The 24165-nt window shown below is 64.1% G+C and carries 15 protein-coding genes; 6 read left to right on the plus strand and 9 right to left on the minus strand.

The genetic code is table 11. From position 1 onward, the window contains the following. Positions 1-132: 132 nt before the first annotated feature. The 5 genes from GFD25_RS01940 to GFD25_RS01960 form a co-directional block, all read right to left on the minus strand. Positions 133-1119 carry a hypothetical protein gene (locus tag GFD25_RS01940; RefSeq protein WP_163229437.1) on the minus strand — a complete coding sequence of 329 codons (987 nt, stop codon included), beginning with the start codon at positions 1117-1119 and terminating at the stop codon, positions 133-135. 250 nt (positions 1120-1369) lie between these two features. Then, positions 1370-2296, minus strand: coding sequence for a family 43 glycosylhydrolase (locus GFD25_RS01945; protein ID WP_163229439.1), 927 nt, complete (start codon positions 2294-2296; stop codon positions 1370-1372). Between the two features lie 642 nt (positions 2297-2938). Beyond that, positions 2939-3901, minus strand: a complete 963-nt coding sequence (locus GFD25_RS01950; RefSeq protein WP_163229441.1) for a carbohydrate ABC transporter permease — start codon at positions 3899-3901, stop codon at positions 2939-2941. A 30-nt stretch (positions 3902-3931) separates the two neighbouring features. After that, positions 3932-4927 carry an ABC transporter permease gene (locus GFD25_RS01955; RefSeq protein ID WP_163229443.1) on the minus strand — a complete coding sequence of 332 codons (996 nt, stop codon included), beginning with the start codon at positions 4925-4927 and terminating at the stop codon, positions 3932-3934. 287 nt (positions 4928-5214) lie between these two features. Beyond that, positions 5215-6810, minus strand: coding sequence for an extracellular solute-binding protein (locus GFD25_RS01960; RefSeq protein WP_163229445.1), 1596 nt, complete (start codon positions 6808-6810; stop codon positions 5215-5217). A 476-nt stretch (positions 6811-7286) separates the two neighbouring features. Between GFD25_RS01960 and GFD25_RS01965 the strand changes: the two genes are divergently transcribed. Further along, entirely contained in the window at positions 7287-8417 is a 1131-nt protein-coding gene (locus tag GFD25_RS01965) for a LacI family DNA-binding transcriptional regulator (RefSeq protein WP_163229446.1), read from the plus strand. Between the two features lie 136 nt (positions 8418-8553). Then, a complete protein-coding gene (locus tag GFD25_RS01970) occupies positions 8554-9597 on the plus strand; it encodes a LacI family DNA-binding transcriptional regulator (RefSeq protein WP_163229448.1) in 1044 nt (347 codons plus the stop codon). Between the two features lie 593 nt (positions 9598-10190). Here GFD25_RS01970 and GFD25_RS01975 read toward each other — a convergent pair. Then, positions 10191-11561: an alpha-amylase family protein gene (locus tag GFD25_RS01975; protein WP_163229556.1), complete on the minus strand. Its 1371-nt coding sequence runs from the start codon at positions 11559-11561 to the stop codon at positions 10191-10193. A 257-nt stretch (positions 11562-11818) separates the two neighbouring features. On the opposite strand from GFD25_RS01975, the gene GFD25_RS01980 reads away from it, so the two are divergent. The 4 genes from GFD25_RS01980 (at position 11819) to GFD25_RS01995 (ending at position 17514) form a co-directional block, all read left to right on the plus strand. After that, entirely contained in the window at positions 11819-12913 is a 1095-nt protein-coding gene (locus tag GFD25_RS01980; protein ID WP_163229450.1) for a LacI family DNA-binding transcriptional regulator, read from the plus strand. Positions 12914-12962: 49 nt separating this feature from the next. Next, positions 12963-14009, plus strand: coding sequence for an alpha-arabinofuranosidase (locus tag GFD25_RS01985; RefSeq protein WP_163229452.1), 1047 nt, complete (start codon positions 12963-12965; stop codon positions 14007-14009). A 229-nt stretch (positions 14010-14238) separates the two neighbouring features. Then, on the plus strand, positions 14239-15822 hold the full coding sequence (locus tag GFD25_RS01990) for an alpha-N-arabinofuranosidase (protein WP_163229454.1): 1584 nt from the start codon (positions 14239-14241) through the stop codon (positions 15820-15822). Between the two features lie 639 nt (positions 15823-16461). Further along, positions 16462-17514 carry a LacI family DNA-binding transcriptional regulator gene (locus tag GFD25_RS01995; protein ID WP_163229456.1) on the plus strand — a complete coding sequence of 351 codons (1053 nt, stop codon included), beginning with the start codon at positions 16462-16464 and terminating at the stop codon, positions 17512-17514. A gap of 390 nt (positions 17515-17904) precedes the next feature. On the opposite strand, the gene GFD25_RS02000 is transcribed toward GFD25_RS01995, so the two are convergent. From GFD25_RS02000 to GFD25_RS02010, 3 genes are all read right to left on the minus strand, one after another. Further along, complete coding sequence (locus GFD25_RS02000; RefSeq protein WP_163229458.1) at positions 17905-20043, minus strand: right-handed parallel beta-helix repeat-containing protein; 2139 nt, start codon at positions 20041-20043, stop codon at positions 17905-17907. 541 nt (positions 20044-20584) lie between these two features. Then, positions 20585-21694, minus strand: coding sequence for a LacI family DNA-binding transcriptional regulator (locus GFD25_RS02005; protein WP_163229460.1), 1110 nt, complete (start codon positions 21692-21694; stop codon positions 20585-20587). Between the two features lie 138 nt (positions 21695-21832). Continuing rightward, a complete protein-coding gene (locus tag GFD25_RS02010; protein WP_163229462.1) occupies positions 21833-24061 on the minus strand; it encodes a glycoside hydrolase family 31 protein in 2229 nt (742 codons plus the stop codon). Positions 24062-24165 lie beyond the last annotated feature (104 nt).

Genomic DNA, 24165 nt, shown 5'->3' on the forward strand with positions numbered 1-24165 from the left:
ACCTTTCACCGACCTTCATCGGTCATCATCAGCCAGCCTCAGCCAGCACCGCACCGGGAGCTGAACGCTGCGACAATCCATCCTCCGCTACAGCGTGCGCAGGCCGTGATTCACCCCGCCGACATCTCGCCATTACAGCGCGCACAGGGCGCGGCGGATGACTGGTGCATAGAAGCGTTCGACGGCGATCAGGTTCGGATGGGTGCCGCTGGGCTGGTGTTCGGGGTGCTCGTAGGTGACGGTTTGCGGGGTGCCGGGCAGGCCATCCGAACCATTGCGGTCGAAGGAATAGGCGATGCGATCGGCGGCGCGGCGCGGGTCGAGATCGGCGTCGTCGAACACGTCTGCCACGCTCACGCCCCACTTGCGGCATGCGTCCAGCTCGATCGACCGCAGGGCCAGCTGGATCTCCATGTCCACTCCGGCAAGTTTCGCGACCGCCACATAGACGATCCGCGCCGCCGGCCAGCGACGGCGGTATTCGGCGATCGTCGCCTCGAAGCAGCCGGCGAACGTACTGCGGTCAAACGCCAACGCATCATGACCGGCCACGCCATCGACGTCATGATCATCGGCATGCCCGTGGGCGATGTCGTCGGCCGAATCCTGCTTACAGCCATCAGACGACCGTTCGTCACGGGTCGCAGCATCTCCGAAATGGCAATCGCACGCAACGCCGTTTGCGGAATCGGAATGAACCGAATCGTGCGATGCGCCGTCGTCACGCCGCACGATATCGCGGGCGTCACCGCCCCGGGTCCGCCGCGACCGGTCACCGGCAACCGCCATTCGATCGTCACCGTCGGCGGCACGGTTGATCACCGCGCCGAGCCGGTCCATGATGCCGTCCATGTATCCGTCATTCGTACCGCCGTCGAACAGGATCACGTCGGGAGCGGGCGTGCCGGCCGGAACCTCGTCGCACTGATCGATGATCTGGCCGCCCAAGTCAGGTCGCGTCATCGGCCGCGGCAGTATGGCCGCACCGTTGCGGGCGAACTTGAACAGCCGTATCCCCTCCGCATCGGCGACCACATCCGCGCACGAGCGCTGCGGATACGTATGTCCCTCGATGATGCTGTCGCCGAACGCGTACAATACCTTGCCGTTGCAATCCATAGCCACTTCCCCGATTCCGGCCCGTCTCGCATACCACATCCAATATAAGGAAAACGGCGGCATACACGCGGGGAGAAGAAAGGGAATCCCCACGACGCATGCCGCCGCCCTCGGCAGGTGGCCCGTCCGAGCCGCCATCCGGCCATCCGGTCACCCGCCGCGCGCAAACCAACGCAAACACCCCGTGCAGCGTTGGCTTGCGCCCATTACCGCCACCGGCCACGGAGGCCGGCCGAAGGAAGTCCTCCGGTCACAGGCCGTTGTCCCATTCGTCGTGCCATTCGAGCAGCGCCGTGCCGTCGCCGATCTCGATCGGCAGGGTGACGAGTTCGGAATTGCCGAGATCCTTGGGATTCCAACGGTCGCCGATATACAGGAACCTGCTCGCATGCCAGTCGTCGCGTCCGGCGTCCGCACCGTTGAGCGGCACGACGATGTCGCACTGCGAGTCGAACGTGCGCGATCCGGCCGGCGTGAACGCCTTCCACTCGCTCCACGGGCCGTGCAGGTCGGTCGCGGTGGCGTACATGTTGTCGTTGCAGTCCCAGCCGGTCAGCTGCGAGCCGAACCAGTAGTAGGTGCCGTCGCGCTTGACCATGATCGGTGACTCGTAGCCCGCCCAGTAGTCGGTGCCGCGCAGGCAGACCACGTCCTCGACCACTGACAGGTAGTCCTCGGACAGTCGGTAGACGTGCGTGCCGTGCGGACGGTCCTCCGAAAGGATGTATCCAGTGCCGTCCTCATCCTGGAACACGCCGATGTCGCGCGATTCGTAGCCGCGGAACTGGAACGTTGCGAGAAACTCGAACGGACCGGTCGGCGAATCCGCGATCGCGGTGCCGATGTGCGCGTACGAGTAGTTGTCCTCGCCGTCGACGTGCAGGTACATGACGTACTTGCCGTCCGACGGGCGACGCATGACCTTCGGCCGTTCGATGATGCGCTTCGGACCGGTGATCGAATCCTCGTCGCCGACCGGCAGTACCGTGCCTTCGTTGCGCCACGTCGCGAAATCCGTGGTGGAGTAGCAGGCGACGCCCTGGAAGAGGTTGCCGTGATTCTTGATCTCGCCGTACGCGTACCAGCGGTCGCCGAAACGCTGCACGCCGATGCCGTGGAGCTGGGCGACGTTGCCGTCCGTGTCGCGGAACAGCTGTACGCCGTGAAGTGTTGCCATGATTGGGTTCCTTTGGGATTGTAAGTGGTTGATGACTTGGGCGGGCCGATCGGAACGGCCGCAACTGAGTGCCGGTTACGATTTGCGGACTCGGTTAGGGCCGTTTACGGAGGAGAAACGACCGTAGATGAGTGCCTGTTACGACTAACGGACTCGGTTAGGGCCGTTTACGAAAGAATAACGACCGTAGATGAGTCGGGATTGTACGGCGGGACTCAGTTGCGGCTGCCGGGAGTGAGACTGTCCGCTTAACGGATCAGTCCCGCAACAGCGGACTCGCTCTACGAGCGAGACTCAATCCGACCCTCGCTCGGCTACCGCCTCGCTCAGGCTGATCCTACGGGAAGCCCACCGGGCTTCCCGCTTAACGGATCAGTCCTGCAATTAAGGACCTCGCTACGCTCGGACTCAATCCGACCTTCGCTCGGCTACCGCCTCGCTCAGGCTGATCCTACGGGAAGCCCACCGGGCTTCCCGCTTAACGGATCAGCCCTTGACGGCTCCGCCTTCGGCCTTCGCAACTACGGACTTCGCTGCGCGAAGACTCAGCATTGGCTCCGGGCTGCGGCCCATATTGCCGCAGCCCTACGCTCGTCGCCGTCGGAAAGCCCACAGGGCTTTCCTGAAGGGGCTGATCGAAGATCAGCCCTTCACGGCTCCGATCATCACGCCCTTGTTGAAGTACTTCTGGAGGAAGGGGTAGAGCACGAGCAGCGGCAGGGTCGAGACGATGATCACGCCGTACTTGATCTGGTTGGCGAACTTGCGCTGCTGGATCAGGTCCATGCCGCTCGACTGCGCGCCGGTGATGCCGGTCTGGTTCGCCAGCAGGATCGAACGCAGCACGTTCTGCAACGGCAGCTTCTCCGTATCGCGGATGTACACCAGGCCCGTGAAGAAGTCGTTCCAGTGGCCGACGAAGTAGTACAGCGCCAGCACGGCGATGATCGCGGACGACAGCGGGATCACGATCTTCAGGAAGTAGCCCCAATAGCCGAGACCGTCGAGCTGCGACGCGTCGTGCAGATCCTCGGGGATCGACGACTCGAAGAACGAACGCGCGATGATCACGTTCCACACCGACACCGCGCCCGGCAGGATGAACACCAGCCAGTTGTCGAGCAGTCCGAGCTGCTTGTACAGCAGGTAGTTCGGGATCAGGCCGCCGGAGAAGAACATCGTGAACGTGAACAGGAACAGGATGATGCGCCGCGGCTTGAACTCGCGCCGCGACAGCGCGAACGAGACCGGGATCGTCACGAGCATGTTGAGCGCGGTGCCGACCACCGAGTACACGATCGTGTTCCAGTATCCGATCCAGATGCGCGAATCGGAGAACACCTTCTCATAGCCGCCGAGACTGAACCCGACCGGCCAGACGGTCACCTGCCCCTGGTTCACGGCCGTCTGGTTCGACACGGACGCGATGATCACGAACCAGATCGGATAGATGACCGCGACGACGACCAACGCCAGCACCACCCAGATCACGGTATCGGTGATCCAGTCGGACACGGTCTTCTTCTGGTGGACCTTCGGGTTCCACGGAATGTCCTCAGCGCTCGCCTTGGGCGCGAGCGACGGCTGCACGGTTGCACTAGTCATGATTTGCCTTACCTTTCCGCTTCGCCCGGGCTAGAAGATGCTCGTGTCGGACGCCTTCTTCGAGATGAAGTTGGCGAGCACGAGGAAGAAGAAGTTGACCAACGTATTGAACAGTCCGATGGCCGTCGCGTAACTGAACTGGTTGCCGAGGATGCCGATGCGGTACGTGTATGTCGAGATGACTTCGGATGCGGACAGATTCATCGAGTTCTGCATGAGGAAGACCTTCTCGAATCCGACGTTGAGCACGTTGCCCATGTTCATGATGAGCATGATGCCGACGGTCGGCATGATGGTCGGAATGTCGACGTAGCGGATGAGCTGCAGTCGGCCGGCGCCGTCGATCTTGGCGGCCTCGTACAGCGCGAGGTCGACGCTCGAAAGCGCGGCGAGGTAGATGATGCAGTTCCAGCCCATGTGCTGCCATACCTCGGTGATCCAGTAGATCGGGGTGAACAGGTTCGGCTTGGCGAGCAGGTTCGTGTCCGGGAAGAACCGGCCGAGCAGACCGGTGTTCGGGGCAAGGAAGATGTTGATCATCGTGACGATGACGACGGTGGAGATGAAGTGCGGCAGATAGGTGACGGTCTGCACGAACGACTTGATCCTGACGGAACCGATCTGGTTGATGAGCAGCGCAAGGATGATCGGCGCGATGAAGCCCATGATCAGCGTCCACAGGGAGATGCGCAGCGTGTTGGTGAGGATCTGCACGAACATGCCGGACTTGAAGAACTGGTTGAAGTATTTCATGCCGGCGAACGTGCCGCCCATGAGGCCCTTGCTCGGGTTGAAGTTGTAGAAGGCGAGGCGCAGGCCGTACATCGGCACGTAGGCGAAGAGGGCCACGAAGATCATGGCCGGCAGGCTCATGAGCCACAGGGCGCCGTAACGCTTGAAGTGACGGACGAACTTGACGCCCAGAGGGGCGTGCTTTGCGGCTTCGATGTTGTCGACGACGGACGCGGTTCCGTCGCCGTTCGGTACTGCAGCCGTAGTCGCCGCAGTCTTACGAGATGCAGACATTGTCGTTTCTTTCTTTTTGTCCTTTTCCTTTGCTCCCCCTGATAGGACATTGCCGTTCAGCAAACAGCGGAGCTGTTTGTAGGCAATGTGCGAGACGACAGTCGAGCCGGCAGGCAGTCGGTCGAAGGCCGTCCATAGTTGCTGGAGGAGCTGGCCGCGAAGCGGACTGAGGGGGCAGATGGGCAGAACCTCTGCGCCCCTCAGTCGGCCTGCGGCTGACGGCTCCCCCGGAAGGGGGAGCAAAGGGATACGTGGATCAGTTTGCTCCTGCTACAGAGCCGAGGACATCACTTGGTGTAGGTGTCGTACCACTTCTGCCAGAGCTTGACGTTGTCGTTCAGGCCGAGGTTGTTCAGCTGCTCGACGTAGGCGTCCCACTCCTTGTCGATGCCGCCGTCGGACATCCACTGGGCGGTCTTCTGGATGGCGGTGTTCATGATCTGCGTGTTGTTGTTGGAGATCGTGGTGGAGTCGGTCGCGTCGGCGCGCACGTAGTCGGGCATGTAGTCCTTGACCGGGTCGAAGTGCGAGCGCTGCTCGTCGAACGCCTTGTTGACCTCCTGGATGTCGGCCGCGTCGTAGTCGCCGTCGATGGTCACCGAATCCGGGATCCAGCCGGCGAGACGGTCGGCGAGCGCCGGCATCTTGTTGTCGGCCTTGAGGTCCTGCATCTTCTTGGCGTCCTCGGTGTACTTGCCGTTGCCGTCGTCGGTGAGCGTGTCGCCGAAGGAGCCGGCGAACTGCTGCACGGAGTACTTTTCGGAGTAGAGCAGGTTGACGACCTTGAGCGCGGCGTCCTTGTTCTTCGCGTTGGCGGAGACGGAGCACTTGTAGTTCTCGAACTCGTTGGAGGAGCCGTCCCAGACGGTCTTGTCGGCGGAGACGCCCGGCGCGGACGGTACCGGCATCGCCTCGTACTGGTCGCGCAGGTCGCCGAAGTCGGCGAGCGACCAGCCGAAGATCACGCCGGTCTTGGCGGTCTTGCCGTCGTTGGTCTGGTCGGCGTAGTAGGCGTCATCGGCCTTGGTGGACCAGTCGGCCGGGATGAGGCCCTTGGAGATGAGTTCGTGGTAGTACTTGATGACTTCCTTGTACTGGTCGGTGACGAGGAAGCTCTTGACCTTGCCGCCCTGCACGTAGATACCCTGAGCGCTCGGGCCCTTGTTGAAGCCGGTGACGATGCCGGTGGAGTTGAGCAGCAGCATCGGGCTGTACCAGCCGAAGCCGCCGGTGTCGAGCTTGCGGATGTTCATCGGGATCTCGTCGGCCTGGCCGTTGCCGTTCGGGTCGTCGTTCTTGAACGCCTCGAGGACCTTCTCGAACTCGTCCCAGGTCTTCGGTACCTCAAGGCCGAGCTTGTCGAGCCAGGCCTTGTTGATCATCATGTTCTGGCCGGAGCCGGAGTACGCCTTGCCGCGGGAGGACGGCAGGTTGTAGATGTGGCCTTCGGGGTCGGCGACGAGCTTCTTGGCGTCGGGCTTCTCGTCGAAGAACTTCTTGACGTTGGGCAGCTTGTCCATGTCCTTGCTGAAGTCCTCGAACAGGTCGGGGAACTGTGCGGCGTCGTCCGGGTTGAACGCGCGCAGGGAGATGTCCTCGATCTCGCCGGCGCTCATGGACGGGTTCTTCTGCTGGCCCCACTGGTCGTCGGTGACTTCCTTCCATTCGATCTTGACGCCGGCGTCCTTCTCAAGGTCCTTGGCCCACTGCATGTTGGTGACCTTGTCGGTGTTGGTGTTCTTGACGATCAGGATGGTGACGATCGGCTTGCCGTCCTCGGTGGTGGCGGCCTTGTCGCTGCTGCCGCAGGCGGCCATTGATCCCAGCGTCACGACGGCGGCGATGGCGGCGAGCGCCTTGGTGATCACACTTCTGCGTGCCATTTCCTTTTCCTTTCCTATGCCTCCGACCTCTGCGTTCGGAGGCGCTGGGTGCCTCTTGCGCGGAAATCGTATAGCACATCCGGTTCCCGCGTGGACACTGTTCTGCGAGTCATCTTCAAACTCGCAACGCTGCGATTCTAAATCGATTCGATGCGATCCGTCAACCAGGCACACCGCTCGGCGTGTTGCAGTGAAAAATATGGAAAACCGCTAAATTTCAACGATTTTCGGATATAGTCACCACCGTGTCTATCAACACGCCCTACTTCCGCATCGCTACGATTATGCGCTATACTCACGAATACCATCGCACACAATCGAAGCGATTCGACAACGTGTCCGATCGCCAACACCGTCATCGTGGGATATTCCAGGCAACGAACGCCGCAAACCGCATCGTTGCGTACGGATGTCGCACGGTCACCGCAGCGCGCGCGTCACCGCGCACGCACCAACAGAAGGCTGGGAAGAGAACCATGGTCACCCTCAAGGAAGTGGCAGCCAGAGCCGGCGTCTCGCCGTCGACCGCGTCCGGAGCGCTCAGAGGACTCGACTTCGTCCGCCCGAACACCGCGGAACGCGTCCTCAAGGCCGCGCAGGAACTCAACTACACCGCGAACGTCTCGGCGCGCGCCCTGCGCTCGGGGCGCACCGGCATCCTCTCGCTCGCCATCCCGACCGTCTCCATCCCGTTCTACAGCCGGCTCGCCAGTGCGATGGAGACCTGCGTCGAACGCAACGGCTACCAGCTCGTCATCCAGCAGACCAACTTCGACGCGCAGATGGAGCGCCGCGTGCTCGCCCAGGCCGAGGACACGCTGTCCGAAGGACTGTTCATGCTGCCGGCGCGCGTGAGCAACCGGGAGATCGCCGAGCTCACGCAGGGGCATCCGACCGTATTGTTCGAGGACTACAGCGCCGACATCACGTTCGACACGGTGAACGCGCCCAGCGGAAACGGTATCGACAAGGCCATCCGACATCTGGCCGAGCATGGCCGCACGCACATCTGCGTGGCCGGGGCCGCGCCGGTCGGCGGTGTTCGTCGGCGCGGTCAGGCATCCGGCAGACCCGGCGACGCGCGTCCGTCCGGCAGACCGGCCGGCGGCATCGGCACGGTCGTGGCCAACCGCGCCGTCAAGGACGAGCAGAACAGCAGCCGCGCGCGATACGAACGCATCGACGCTGCGGTCCGCGCGCTCGAGGAGCTGGACCTGTACGACGACAGCACGATGATCGACTGCGAGTGGGGGCCGGACGGCGGCATCGAACTCGGACACCGGCTCGCCGCGCTGGCGAAGTCCGGCAAACGGTACGACGGCGTGTGCTGCATGAATGACGACATCGCGCTCGGCGTGATCCGGGGGCTGTCCGACGCCGGCCTGCGCGTGCCGCAGGACGTGGCCGTCACCGGGTTCGACGGCGTGCCGCAAGGCGGCTGGAGCGTGCCGACGCTCACCACGATCGCGTTGGACTACGAGGGCATGGCGACGACCGCCGTCTCGATGATGCTGCGCAAGTTCGGCGATGCGCCTGTCACGCTCCCCCAGCGCGTCACCGCCGGTTTCCGCCTGATCGAGCGCGAGTCCACGGCCGTTGCGTCGTGACGTGCGTCGATGCGGCGCGATGCGCGATACGTCACGCCACGTTGTTCACCACAAATCGCAACGATTCGACTTGTGCGCGCAGCGTGCGGTACAGTGGTCGTCGACGTGGTTTCCGATGATGATCGAGCGGTGAAGTATGGCGACTCTCAAGGATGTGGCGGCCCTGGCGGGCGTGTCGATGAGCACGGCGGGCGCGGCGATGCGCGGCGAGGACATCGTCAAGGCGGCCACCAAGGAGAAGGTGCTGGCCGCCGCCCGCGAGCTCGGCTATTCCGCGAACCTGTCGGCCAGGTTTTTGAAGAAGGGCAGCACCGGCGCGATCGCCGTCATGGTGCCCGACATCCTGCACCCGTATTACACGAATCTGGTGAGCGCGGTGTGCGACGCGGCCGGCAAACACGGCCTGCGCACGGTCATCCAGCAGACCGGGTATTCGTCCACCACGGAATCCGACGTGCTCAAGCAGATCAACGCGACGCTGTGCGACGGGCTGATCCTGAACGTCAACAACGTCGACGACCGGCATCTGCGCGGCATGCTCGGCAATCATCCGACCGTACTGCTCAACTATCCGGCCGCCGAGCCGCTGTTCGACACCGTACGCGGCGCGGCGGCGTCCGGCGCGAGCACCGCGTTCGGTTACCTGTGCGGACGCGGGTACCGGCATGCGTGCGTGGTCGGCGGCCGCGCGTTCGACAGGAACGACCCGGATACCAGCGGCCGCAACGACGGCATCCGGTACGTCATGGAGGCGATGCAGTCCAATGGCCTGGGCGGCGACGGCGATTTCACGGAATGCAACTGGAGCGTTGCGGGCGGCATCGAGGCGGCGCATGCGCTGTGCGCGGCCGGCGACGACGGCACGCGGGCGGTCGATCGGTATGACGTGTTCTACTGCATGAACGATCTGGTCGCGTACGGGCTGATCCGCGGACTGCACGATGAGGGCGTGCGCGTGCCGGATGACGTGGCGGTGTTCGGTCACGACGGGATTTTCGGCAGCGGCGTGATGTCGCCGCCGTTCACGGTGCCGACGCTGACGACCGTGGGAATCGATTATGAGGACACGGCCACGAAGGCGGTCAATATGCTGATCGACCAGATCAAGCATCCGGGGCGGGCGCGCACGCCGCGCATCGAAACCGCTCGCTCCCGCCTCATCATCGGCGAATCCGCGTGACGGACGCGGATGGGGGCGAGACCTATCCGAATTGCCCGGTAACCGCGAGTCGCGCTTCACGTGACGCGGGCGAGACCTCCGTCTAGCCGCCTTATTTACTCCTCCGGGATCGCGCTTCATTGGCTTCTCCGAAGTCCCGCTTCGCAGGACATGGACGGTCGGCAGCCAACCATCCCGTCCTCGGCGCAACTATTTCGGGAGATCAGCCCACTTCTCCGAAGTTCGTTGCACTGATGCCATCCCAGCGCAACTCATCCGGGAAATAAGCCCACTCATCCGGGAAACAAGCCCACCCATCCGGAAATAGTTGCGCCGGCAATACCTCAGCGCAACTATTTCAGGCCGAAGCCGTTCTTTTCCGAAAATGGTTGCGCCAAGTCCCCGTCAGCGCAACAATTTCGGGAATTCGCCCTATGGCGAACGAAGGCGTATATCAATACGTCGAGTCCGCAGCGGCGCGCAGGACGCTCCGTTATTCGTTCTAAGCAACCACGCGCAGACCGATCGTCGCATAACGCGTGCGGCCTGCGCACCGCGGCGAACGAAGGCGTATATCAATACGTCGAGTCCGACGCGGCGCGCAGGACGCTCCGTTATGCGGCGATCGGGTCGAGGGCGATCCAGAGGGCGCCGTGCGCCGGTATCGTGCCGGTGATGATGCGGTCGGCGCCTTTGCCTTCGATGCGCACGTCGGCGGCGGCACCCGGCGCGCCGGCGAACAGGTCGGTGAGTTTCCAGCCATCCTCACGCGCATCCAATCCCACGATGGATTGCAGCTGGATGTTGCCGCCGATCTCGAAATCGTCGTCACCGGTCCAGAACAGGGCGGCATAGTGGCCGCCGCGATGTGCGGACGGCGTGCCGTCGGCCCAGTCGGCCGCGTCGGCGGCCCAGACGATGAATTCGCCGCGGTAGGAGTTGTCTTCCCACCAGTGCTTGAAGATGCGTTCGCGCACGGTTTCGCGATTGTTGGTCGATCCGGCGAGCACCTCACGCAACGCCGGGTTGGCGAGCAGCGCGATCGTTTCGGGCGTGCTGGTCGGCAGGTCGCCGCCGACCATGAGCGGTGAGCGGCCCATGCACCACAATGCGAGCAGCGTTTTCTGTTCGTCCAACGTCAGTCGCGACTGGCGGTCGTCGCCGCGTTCGGCGCGCAGCCCGATGTGGCCGAACGGCACCATGTCGGCGTCGGCCCAGTGGCCGGCCGTCTGGAACGGCGCCCAGCGGGCGAGCCGCGCGAACTGCTGGTAGATATCCTCCCAGCGGTCCCACAGGTCGTCGGAGATGCGCCACATCTGCGCGTTCTCGCGCAAAAAGTCGACGTACGAGGTCGCCACCCAGCCGCCGGGCGACAGGGACAGGTCGATCGAACGGCCGTACTTGGCCTCGGCCTTGGCGATCGCGCGATGGTATGCGGCAATTTCGTCACTGTGGAACGGGGTCTGCATGTCGTCGACCTTGAGGAAGTCGAGCCCCCAAGAGGCGAACAGGTCGAGCTGCGCGTCGTACCAGGCCTGCGCGCCGGGATGCTGCTGGTTGAGACCGTAGTTGTCGGGGTTCCATTTGCAGACGTGGTCGAGATCGGCGACGTCGCGCGCGGTGTATTCGGTGCCGTACACGGGCAGGTTCTTGTCGACGGCGAGACGTGGGATGCCGCGCATCATGTGCACGCCGAGCTTCAGACCGAGATCGTGGACGGCGGCGGCGAGCGGCGCGAATCCTCGGCCGTTCGCGGCGGACGGGAAGCGTACCGGGTCGGGCAGCTGGCGGCCGTATTCGTCGAGGATGAGCGGCGCGTTCTCGTTGTAGCCGTGGGCGCGCGCGGTCGGGTCGTACCAGTCGATGTCGATGACGAGCGTGTCCCAGCCGGCCGACTTGAGGTGTTCGGCCATGAATCGCGCGTTGGCGAGCAGCTCGCTTTCGGTGACGGTGGTTCCGTAGGAATCCCAGCTGTTCCAGCCCATCGGCGGGCGCCATGCCTGCGGGAGTGATGCCATGTTGTTCCCTGCTTTCGTTGATCGGATACCGCGTTGTGTTATGTACCGATACATATTTTATTCGAAAATTGTAGCGCGACAACTGAGGCCGTTTTCAGCGAGTCGCTTGATATTTCAACATTTACGATACGAAACTCGCGATTTTACAAACCATATTTTTTTGAATACCGTTACATATGATTAATACGTCCGCACCCGAAAGGCAGATGCAAAGGAGACTCGACATGGGCAACGACAAAACGACACTGCGTGATGTGGCCGCAGCGGCCGGCGTCTCCCCCATGACCGCGTCGAACGCGCTGCACGGCAAGGCCGGCGTCAAGGAATCCACCCGACAGAAGGTCATCGAGGCCGCCGAACGGCTCGACTACCGCATCAATCTGACCGCCAGCATGCTCAAGTCGGGCCGCAGCAACATCATCCATATCATCGTCAACGAATTCGACTCGCCGTTCTACTCCAAGCTCGTGCAGGCGCTGGCCAACGCCACCACCGCGCGCGGGCTCACGCCGTTCGTCGAACAGACCCGGTACTCGCCGGACGCCGCCAAGCAGGCACTGTCCGCCAACCCGTTCTCCGGCCAGCTGTTCGACGGCGAAATCATCCACGCGTCCGGTCTGGGCACCAACCTGCCGCTCGCCAAAATGAACTCGGGCCGCCCGCTCGTGCTCATCGACGGCTGCGAAGAGACGCCCAGCGTCGACACCGTGAACTTCCCGAACGAGGAAGGCGCGCGCGCCGCCGTGCAGCATCTCATCGAACGCGGCTGCACGCGCATCGCGATCGTCGGCGGCGGATACACGCCGCGCACCGAACTCGCCCACGCCGAAACATCGTACGGACTGCGGCTGCGGGGCGCGAGCGGCGCGCTGCTCGACGCGGGACTGCCGTACGACGAGTCGGTGACGTTCAACGCCTACAACAGCGAGCGCGGCATCGAAGCGGGACACGCGATCGCCGACGAGATTCTCGCGGCCCGCGCGGACGGTGCCGCAACGCCGTTCGACGGCGTGTTCTGCGCGAACGACTACGGCGCGTTCGGCGTGATCCGAGGGCTGTCCGACCGCGGCATCCGCGTGCCCGACGACGTGAAGGTGATCGGCATCGACGGCACCAGTTTCGGCGCGTACTCGACGCCGACGCTGAGCACCATCCAGGTCGACCTCGACCAGTTGGCGCAGTTCGCGCTCGACATGATCACCCGACGCATCGAACAGCGCACGCACGGCAAGGACGAAACCGCGCCGTCGCGCGCCACGATCGGCTATCAGCTCGTCGCACGCGAATCGACCGGCGCATCCGACGGCCCCCTCAACTGAACCCAAGGCATCACTGCAACATCACCCATCCGAACAAGGAGATCAATCCATGACCGAATCCACCCCGAAAACCGAGGCGTACCTCTTCGTCCACTTCATCGGCGACGAGAAGACCCCGACCGACGAACAGCTGTACTTCGCCCTGAGCCGCGACGGCGTCACGTGGCACGACCTGCGCCCGGCCGGCAAGCCGGCGCTCACCTGGCTCGGCGGCGAGAAGGGCACGCGCGACCCGCACATCACGCGAGACCCGAACGGCGGCTTCCACATCGTCGCCACCGATCTGTCCATCCATTACCGCGGCGGCTGGGGCCCGCACGACGGCGCGACCACGAACGGATCGACCGGCCTCGTGATCTGGGACTCCCCCGACCTCGTGCACTGGAGCGAGCCGCGCCTCGTCGACGTCGCCTCGAAGATTCCGGGCGCTGGCATGGCGTGGGCGCCGGAAGCCAACTGGGATCCGGACAAGCAGCAGTGGATCGTGTTCTGGGCCACCAAGACCAACGTCGACGAGCCGGGCAACCCGCTCGACAACGAGCTCGGCGACCGCACGAACATGTACTACGCGACTTCCAAGGATCTCGTCACGTTCTCCGATCCGGTCAAGTGGATCGACCGCAAGAACAGTGTGATCGACTCGACCATGCTGCGCGACGACGACGGCTGGTGGTACCGCGCGTCCAAGGATTCCGAGATCACGATCGAACGCACGCGCAATCCGTACGCGAGCGCCTATGAGGTGCTGCGCACCGACGATCCGAACGCATGGTCGTACGTCGGATCGCTGACCAGCATCCTCGGCAACGGCCGCTATTCGTGGTTCTATCTCGAAGGCCCGGAACTGTTCCGTTACAATGACGCGGACGTGCGCACGGTGAACGGCCGCGAGATGAGGTTCGGCCTGATGTGCGACCAGTACGCGGAAGCCAAGGGCTACCTGCCGTTCCGCTCGGCGAACCTCGCCAGCAGCGATCCGGCCGACTGGGCCATGGCCGACGACATCGACTTCGGCGGGCTGAAGAAGCGCCACGGCGCGATCCTGCCGATCACCGCGGCCGAATACGACGCCGTCGAGGCCGCGTTCGCGCTGTGATCCATCATCGGGACTCAGGCACGGTCGTTTTCCGTCTTGCAACAGCCGTAACTGAGTCCCCTTACTCATATCCGGACTCGGTTATGGTCGTTAACTGAATGAATCACCACTGTAACTGAGTCCCGTCATTGATACGCGGACTCAATCGCGGCCGTTCCACCAATGACGATCACCGCAATCGCATCCGCTCAGTCATCGTCCATCATCCCACGCAAAGGAGCAGTATCACATGAGCAATGAAGCAACCAACACCGCAACCGTCAGCCTCACCGGCACCAAACCGATCGCCGACGTGCCCCGCCGCCTGTTCGGCTCGTTCGTCGAACATCTCGGCCGATGCGTCTACGGCGGCATCTACGAGCCCGGCCACCCCACCGCCGACGAAAACGGCTTCCGTCAGGACGTCCTCGACCTCGTCAAGGAGCTCGGCGTGACCTGCGTGCGTTATCCGGGCGGCAACTTCGTGTCCAACTACAACTGGGAGGACGGCACCGGTCCGCGCGAGAAGCGCCCGGTACGCCGCGACCTCGCATGGCACTGCACCGAAACCAACCAGATGGGCATCGACGACTTCTACCGTTGGAGCCAGAAGTCCGGCACCGAGATCATGCTCGCCGTGAACATGGGCTCGCGCGGGCTGCACGCGGCGCTTGAGGAACTCGAGTACGTCAACGGTACGGCCGGCACCGAGCTGGCCGACCGCCGCGTGAAGAACGGCATCGAGGAGCCGATGGACGTGAAGATGTGGTGCATCGGCAACGAGATGGACGGCCCATGGCAGGTCGGTCACATGAGCCCGGACGAGTACGCGGCGGCGGTCGACCGCGTCGCGCACGCGATGAAGCTGGCCGAATCCGGTCTCGAGCTCGTGGCGTGCGGCTCGTCGAACGCGCACATGCCGACGTTCGGCGAATGGGAGCGCAAGGTGCTCACCAAGGCGTACCGGAACCTCGATTTCGTGTCCGCGCACGCGTACTACATGGATCGCGGCCATCGCACGCATGATGCGGTGGAGCTGCAGGATTTCCTCGCGTCGGCCGAGGACATGACGTACTTCATCGACACCGTGGCCAAGCAGGCGGACGCCGCGAAGGCTGCGAACCACGGCGACAAGGACATCGCGCTGTCGTTCGACGAATGGGGCGTGTGGTACTCCGATGCGTGGGGCGAGCAGGAGGAGGCGTGGAGACAGGAGTCCGCGAACGGACTGCATCACGGGGCCTGGCCGGTCGCGCCGCACCTGCTCGAGGACATCTACACCGCGGCCGACGCGGTGGTCGAGGGATCGCTGATGATCACGCTGCTCAAGCATTGCGATCGTGTGCGTTCCGCGTCGCGCGCGCAGCTCGTCAACGTGATCGCGCCGATCATGGCCGAACCGGATGGCGGCAAGGCGTGGAAGCAGACGATCTTCTACCCGTTCGCCGAAGCCGCGAACCACGCGCGCGGCGACGTGTATGTGCCGGCGATCGACTCGCCGACCGTGGCGACCAAGTCGTACGGCGACGTGGCGGCGATCGACGCGGTGGTGACGTGGGATGCCGCGTCGCGTCGCGGCCTGCTGCTTGCCGTGAACTGCGATCTCGGCGCGGCGCACGACGTGACCGTCTCGCTCGACGGACTGTCCGACGCGGGAGACATGACCGTGACGCGCACGCGGATCCTGCACGACGACAATCCGTACCGTCAGAACACGGCCGAGGACACGGACGCCGTGACGCCGGGCGATCTCGACGTGACGACGGTGGATGCCGGCACGCTGACTTTCGCTTTGCCTGCCGTCTCGTGGGCGGCGGTCGAGTTCACCGCGTGATTCCCAGAGGATTTCCAGACAAACCGCACGCTACGTCATGGAACGTGCGGTTATATGGGAATCACGGCCGGACAGGCCGCGACAACTGAACATCTTCTTCCTCTCTTCTCTCTCCTTTCTCCTTTCTCGCGTTGGGGCCCGGTTCACACGAACCGGGCCCCAACGTTTTTGCGGTCATACGGGTATGGAATGCGGGCAGGTATGGCAGGTTCGGGCCGCCGTGCGATGCCGTGTTATGAACGGCATTTCCGCGCCGTAGCACCCCACCCGTCAGCTTCGCTGACATCCTCACCTTCAGGGGAGGGAAAACCTGCGGGCACCGCACTATGGACGTGGCGGAAGGACGTACTCCCCCTCAGGGGAAGGAAAAACCGGCCGGTCCGCAAGCCGCAACGAAGCCCGATCCTCGGAAACGCGAACGGCGCCCCCCCTGAAGGGGAGGGTGGCGCGAAGCGCCGGGCGAGGTGACGCAGAGGGAGTCGGGATTCGGTTAAGAGAGGAAAAGACCACCACCAATCACCTCTTCCCTCCCCTGAAGGGGAGGGTGGCGCAAAGCGCCGGGTGGGGTGATGCGGTGATGCACTACGATGATGCTGTGCGATCCAGCCCGGTTCCGGGCGCGACGGCGAAGGAGGAGACATGGCGACGTTGCGGGATGTGGCGGCACGGGCCGGTGTGTCGGCGTCGGCGGTGTCGTACATTCTTCGCGGGGATACCCGGTTCCAGACGGAAACGGTCGAACGGGTGCGGGCGGCGGCGCGCGAGCTGGGATATACGGCGAATCTGTCGGCGAGGATCCTCAAGGCCGGACGCAACGGCGTGATCGGCGTGGCGGTATATGCGCTGGAAGCCGCGCAGCCGATGCGGCTGGCGGCGGCGATCACGCGTGAGGCCGGCGAGCGCGGGTTGCGCGTGATCGTTCAGGAAACGGCCAATTCGCGCGAAGGCGAGTTGCAGGCGCTGGAACGTACGACGAGCCAGTTCTGCGACGGCCTGATCTTCAGCCCGGCGAAGGTGTCGGCGGAGGAGATCAAGTCGCATATCGGCACGAAACCGATGGTGTGGTGCGAGGATTTCGCGGACGAGCCGCTGTTCGACGCGGTGGTGACGCCGAGTTTCGAAGGGGCGCGGGATGCGGTGCGGCATCTGATCGCGGTCGGCTGCCGGCGGATCGGGATTCTGGGGATTGGCGCGCACGAGGATGCACGGAATAAGGCGGTCTCGGATGCGGATGGCAACTCCGCATTCCGCGCGCAACGGCTGCGCGGGGCCTTGGCGGCGTTGGATGAGGCCGGCATCGAGTTCGAACCGGATATGGCGATCGCCTGTCCGTGGGATTTCGAGTCGGGACGCGAAGCGGCGCACCGATTGGCGGCGCGGCGTACGGATGATCGTCTGCCGGTTGACGGCCTGTTCTGCCTGAACGATGCGCTGGCGATCGGCACGGCACGCGGATTTACGGACTGCGGCGTACGGGTGCCCTCCGATGTGGCGATCATCGGGTTCGACGGCATCCTCGAAGCGGCGTATACGTCACCGTCGATCAGCACGGTCGACATCGACTATGACGACTACGCGCGCAAGGCGCTCGACCTGCTCGTTTCGCGCATCGAGCGCCCGTCCGAGACGACCGCCCCACGGCGGCTGGTCGCGAATTACCGTCTTGTCCAGCGCGAATCCACCGCACGCTGAGGAACAACCACTTCTTCGTGGAGGATTCCTGCCACACCATATGATCGCATCGATGAAATCATGACGTGCTCATATTCCATGTCTCACCATGACGATTTATGCCCCATAATCGTTTTGGAGACAGCTCCTCGCACGGCCGGCACAGCAGCCATGCGGGAAAACGGCTTAATTCCAATGTTCATGATTCTCGACGAACTGTCGCACCCTGCCTTGTCAAACGATATACGCGCCATTGACGACAGTATCGCTGTCACAAAAACGATATAAACCGATTTTCGACAATGTGTGACACGACATCGTGCGGCGACGAGCCCTGGACCCATCACCGCACGATCCAACAAGGGAAAGCCAGTCGCACCGACACACTCCGTATATCCGCGATCGCGCCGATCAGCGCCACACGGTGACAGACCGGTTCGGGCGGAACGCGGCGAGCGGGCCGCGCGAGGATTGCGCCGCACGTGACTCCCCCGCAATATCCGTGTCGAAGACGAACGGGTTGCCGTCCGCGTGTTCGAATCGTTCCTCCACGATGCGCGGCTCGCCGAGGTCGGCGGTGCGCACGATCACACCTGTGCCGAACACGTCATCGTCATCCGCACCGCCATCAGCCCGCACGGCCAATCGCACCGAACGATCGGCATCATCCTGCGCAATGTCAACCGCGAACGAACCGTCGCGCACCAGCGCACCCGTCTCTCCGAGCAGCGCCCTCGCACCGCCGACGTACGTGTTGTCGCGCGAGAACACCGGTTGCGGCAGATCGCGGAAATAATCCTCATCGTTGATGCCGACGTACTCGTCGGCCAGTCGGCGATACTCGTCAAGCGTCGCCGGACGCTCGCCATGCTCCCCCGCGCCACGCTTCATCTCGTGCGCGGCCTGCAGGTTGTACGCGCGCGTGCCATGCCCCTCGGCCAGCCAGCCGGTCTGTTCGTCGGCGTCGTCGGGCGTGCCGTCGGCCTTCACGAACAGGTTGTTGACGAACCGGTCGTCGCCGCCGTAGACGAATGCGGAACCGGCCGGCGCGGTGGTGTGCGGGAAATGGTACGGCGTGGAACGGTCCATGACGCGGCCGAGCCGGATCGTGCCGGCGATGAGGTTGTTCACGTACGCGCCGCCGTCGGAGATGATGTCGAGGCTGATCGGCGAGGCGAGCACGTTGTTGCTGACCGTGTACGGGCCGTGGCTGACCTCGATCATGATGTCGCGCGTGTTCGCCCAGAACACGTTGCGGTCGATGTGAGTGCCCTGCGTCTGCCAGTCGAGCCACATGCCGAGCGTGCAGTCGTGGATGTTGTTGTTCGCGATGACCGTATCGACCGCGGCGTGGAACTTGATGCCGCCGATCTCGTGGCCCCAGAACTCGCGGCGCGTGGCGACGTCGTGGATCTCGTTGTGCTCGATGCGGCTGAACGCACAGCCCATGTGGCCGACGATGCCAGTCTGGCCGCAGTCGTGGATGCGGTTGCCCCGCACGAGGTGCCCGCCGACCACGCCGCGCTGCCAGCCGAAGCGCAGGGCCTTGAATACGGCCTCCATCTGGTACTGGTAGCCGGACTTACGTCGGGTGCGCGTGCAGTCGTTGTCGCCGGTGGAGGCTTCCTTGCCGAGCGCGACGGCGGAGCACTTCGCGTCGTGGATGTGGTTGTTTTCGATGATCCAGCCGCGCGACCAGTGCGTGTTGATCATGCCGGTCTGGTCGGCGGTGGGCGGGGCCCACGGGGTTGCGGCCTGGGCGATTTCGAAGCCGCGCACGGTGATGTAGTTGGTTTGGGGACGGGATGGAGCGAAGCAGGTTTCGCGCACGTTGATTTCGGTGAGGGACTTGTTCGGGTCCGCGTCGTGGAAGTTGGCCCAGATGGTGGTGGTGCCGGTGTACGCGTCGCCGGTGACTTCGGCGTACCAGACAAGCGTGGTGAGGTCCGGGTTGCCGACGGCGGTGTCCGCGACCGGGCCGTTGCGCCATGCGCCAGAGTCGAAGCCAACCGTGCGTGGGCGCGGATGGGCGACCTCCTCGCGGCTGAATGCCTCGTAGAGCGCACGGCCGTCGAGGTAGACACAGCCGAGATGACAAGCGGGACGTTCCGGGTAGCCGGCCGCGACGACCTCCGGGGCGAGTTCGTCGCACCCCTCGCGGATGGCACGGGCGTGCGAGCTGGCGTCGATCACCCAATCGCCGAACACCGTGCGCGCATACGGGTTGAACGCGCCGAACATGGCGTTCGACAGCTCGGCCTTCCACACGATGCCGTCCGAGGACTCCTCGGCACGCTCCCAGGTGTCGACGCGCTCGGAACCCTTGATGACGGGGTGTTCGCCGTCCGCCGCGCGGTAGACGATGCGATGCTCCGCGCCGTCGCCGCCGTATCGCGGGTCGACGGATTCGCGGTAGACGCCGTCATGCACGATGATCTCGTCGCCGGCGCGCGCGATGGCGGCTGCCTCGTTGATGGTACGGAACGGATGGGCTTCGGTGCCGTCCGCGCCGGTTGCGGGCGCGGATGCGGAAACGTGGTACGCGGTCATGACGCTCCTCCTCGTTGTGGGGCCTTATTTGCCATCATTGTATATTCAAACGTTTGAATAACACGCCGAGCAGAACTTTCCTCATCAGCGAATCAGCACTACTTGACCCTCAGCAATTCGGGAACCCCACTCGAAATCCCCCCTGATCTCCATTACCGAGGCAATTCGCAAACCTTGAGGCAGAAATTCCGTCCCGCACAAGTCATTTCGCAAACTCTGAGGTAGCCGCAGATCGCAGCATCGCATATATCGCATCCAACAAGGCCGCTCGGTGGTGCGTTTCAGCGTGTTTCGCAACATCATCTGCCTCACAGTTTGCGAATCGACGACGCCGCGTCGTCAAAACTGCCTCAAGGTTTGCAAATCGGCAATATTTGCCCCATCTTTACCGGTGTATGCGCCGAAAACCCAAGTCCCGGCCAGTCCCACAGTCGCTGCGCAACGGCCCTCCCGACAAGTGGATACGAAAAGAGGCGGAAGGTACCGTAAGCCCACCAACGCATCAAGAAACAATCCGCCCCTCGAACACGGCCGAAAACCGTCACCGTTCGGCACTGCCACGCGAGACAATGCGATACGCGAGCATATGCGTGCGCGGCGCATCGGAGGCACCGGCAGCGGCGCCACCAACCCCCGAACGAGCGGAAGACTTGCCGATCCGATCCGCCAGCATGTCCAGACAGACGGACGAGACCTCGGCGGTATCGATCATCACGCTGGACAGGCCGGGATTCGTGTACCGACCGTCCTCCACGCCGTCGAAGCCCATGACCATCACGTCGTCGGGCACACGCACGCCGGCATCGGCCAGCGCCCGCAACGCGCCGATCGCAACCGTGTCCGTCATGCAGAACACCGCATCGAACCCCAGCGAATCATGGCTCGCGCGACCGTCCCCCGCAGTCATGCCGCGATCCGCAAGGATCCGCGACATGGCATCATACCCGGATTGCCGGGTCCAGCCGCAAGGCACCACATCGTCAGGCCCATACGGCAATCCGGCTTCGGTCAGTGCCTCGCAGGCACCCCGCAAACGCAGCCCGGCACTGTTCGCGGCCTTCGTCAGCTCATTCCCGGAACAGTACGATGTGCCGAGAACGAGCATCCGCCGCGCACCGGACGCGACCATGTGCCGCACCGCCGCCTTCGCGCCATCAACGCACGGGGTGAACACGCAGTCGACACTCCCCTCAAGCCCGAATCCGTCGAGCACGACCAGGGGATGCCCATGCGCGGAGGCAAGCGCGGATACCGTGTCGCGGCTGGGCCAGCACACGATCGTGCCGTCGCAGATCTGCGCGCTGGCGCTGCCGAGCATTTCGCGCTCGTAGTCGGCGGACATGCGCGTCTGCTGGGTGATGAGCTGGTAGCCGCGCCGATACGCTTCGTCGGAGAGGGTGGCGGCGAGCGCGGCCGGGAAGATCATGTCGAGATCGGCGACGGACAGTCCGATGATGCCGGTGCGGCCGGAGCTGAGCTGACGCGCGGCGAGGTTCGGCCGATAGCCGAGTTCGGCGGCCGCCTTGCGCACGCGTTCGGCGGTTTCCGGCTTGACGATCGGCCTGCCGCCTACCATCTTGCCGCGCAATGTGTTCGACGCGGTCATGCGCGATACGCCGGCGCGTGCGGCTACATCATCGAGTGTGACCATCCTTACCTCCGCGTCTTATCGTAGTCGACCCGCCTGCCGGTCGACGGCCGCTCGGGTCAACCGGTCGACGGTCGATCGGACCGGCTGACCGGCCGATCCGGTCGACGCAGTCGGCGGATCAACCGATCAGCCGGTCGGTCAGATCAGTCCGGCAAGTCCGTGATCGCGGCCGTTGCGCGCGAACGCGGGGACGACGTCGAGCGGCGCGTCGACGGTGATCGTCTGGCCGCCGGCGAACGTTTCGCCGGTGTGCAGGTTCGTCCACGTGGTCGGCTCGGCGGACGCATCACCAACCGCGTCGTCGGCCTCGCTCACACCAGCACCCGGCAGGTACACCTCGCGCGAGCGCGCGCCCGGTTCGGTCACCGGCGCGACGAGGATATCCGGCCCGAACAGGTACTCGTCGGCGATGTCGGCCGCCGCCTCCTCGCCGGGGAACTCGTAGAACAGGCCGCGCACGAGCGGCTGGCCGGATTCGTGCGCCGCCGCGAACAGCTCGCGCGTGTACGGGCGCATCGCCTCACGCAGCCGGATGTACTTGACCATCGTCCTCTCGACGTCCGGGCCGAAGCTCCACGGCTCGTTGTCGTCGCCGGTGTGCACGTGGGTGATCTGGTTGCCGCGGTTGTCGAGCACCTGGTGGTTGCGCGGGCCGCGGTCGCCGTGGTTGCGCATGACCGGGCAGAACGTGGAGAACTGGCACCAGCGCACGAACAGTTCCTTGAACGCGTCGGCGGTGATGTCGGAGCCCGCGAAGCCGCCCATGTCGGTGGTGAACCACGGGATGCCGGCCGCGCCCATGTGGATCGCGCAGGTGATCTGCGCCTTGAGGTCGTCGAACGTGGAGTGCACGTCGCCGGACCACACGAGCGCACCGTAGCGCTGGGCGCCGGCCCATGCGGCACGCGACAGGTTCACCGTGTCGTTTTCGCGGCCGATCGACAGCTGCCCTTCGTAGAAGGTCTGGTTGTACTTTTGCGGGTACAGGTTGCCGACCTTGCCGACCGGGCCGGCGTTGAAGATGTAGTGCGCGTAGTCGTAGTCGCCGCCCCACTCGGGTTCGGCCTCGTCGAGCCAGAACGCGTCCACGCCGAGGTCGGTGTAGTGTTCCTTGACCTTGCCCCACACGAAGGCGCGCGCGTCCGGGTTGGTCGCGTCGAAGAACTGGCTGTCGCGCGGCCACCACATGCCCACGTCCTTGCCGGTACGGGTTTTGGCGAGGAAGTTGCGGTGGCGCATCTCCTCGTAGTTTTCGGATTTGAGGTCGATCTGCGGCCAGATGGAGACCATGAGCTTGATGCCCATCTTGTGCAGTTCGTCGGTCATGGCTTTGGGATCCGGCCAGAATTCCTCGTCGAAGCGAAAGTCGCCCATGAGCGGCCAGTGGAAGAAGTCGATGACGATCAGGTCGATCGGGATGTTGCGCTTCCTGAAGCCGCGCGCCACGTCGAGCAGCTGCTGCTGGTTCCAGTAGCGCAGTTTGCACTGCCAGAATCCGAGGCCCCATTCGGGCATGACGGGCGCGTGGCCGGTCGCGTCGGCGTACTGCGATTCGATCTGCGCGGGCGTGCGGCCGGCGGTGATCCAGTAGTCGATCTGATCGCAGTAGTCGGCCTGCCATTCGGTGCGGTTTTGTGCGAACGTGACGCGGCCGATGGCCGGATTGTGCCACAGGAACCCGTAGCCGGCGGAGGATACGACGAACGGGACGGAGCATTGCGAGTTGCGGTGCGCGAGTTCGAGCGTGGAGCCTTTGAGGTCGAGGACGTTCTGCTGGTATTCGCCCATGCCGTACAGGTGCTCGCCGGCCGGCGGTTCGAAGCTGGCGACGGGGGCTTCCGCGCCGGATTCGAGCGGGTTGTGCTTGCGGGCGCGCAGTCGCAGGGCACCGCCGTCGGAGGCTTCCTTGAGGAGGGTTTTGCCGGTGTGCGTGTCGAGGAAGGTGAGGCGCAGCTTGTCCTTGGCCCAGCCGAAGACCTCGAGTTTGACCGCGATCTCGCCGTTGACGAGTGCGGCGGCGGTGTCGCCGATCGCGATGCTCGGCTTGGGGGCGTCGGCCGGCGGCTTGAGGAGCGCCCAGTCGGTGTCGAGCGGACGCTGCATGAGGCGGGCGCGCACGCGCACGCTGTTCGCGCCCCACGCGTCGACGCGCACGTATTCGCCGTCGCTGGTCCATTCGATCGCGGTGCCGGACGGGTCGACGCGGAAGACCTGCGCGGCGATGGCGTCGCGCTGGCCGGACGACGCGGCTGAATTTTCGACGCTGACGTCGGTTGCGTTGCCGCTCGCCGCACCGGCAAGCCGATCCGCGATTTCGTTTGCCGGTTTGCCGACGATTGCGAACTGATCGCATGAAGTGTTGCTCATGGCTGCTTCCTTGCTGATGACGGATGGATACAACATCGTTGACGATCATTATTGTAGCGCTACAATTTTGCGACACGCTCGGAGTCGCGCATCCCGCCGAGCAA

The sequence above is a fragment of the Bifidobacterium aerophilum genome (assembly GCF_010667685.1).
GTDB classification, from domain to species: domain Bacteria; phylum Actinomycetota; class Actinomycetes; order Actinomycetales; family Bifidobacteriaceae; genus Bifidobacterium; species Bifidobacterium aerophilum.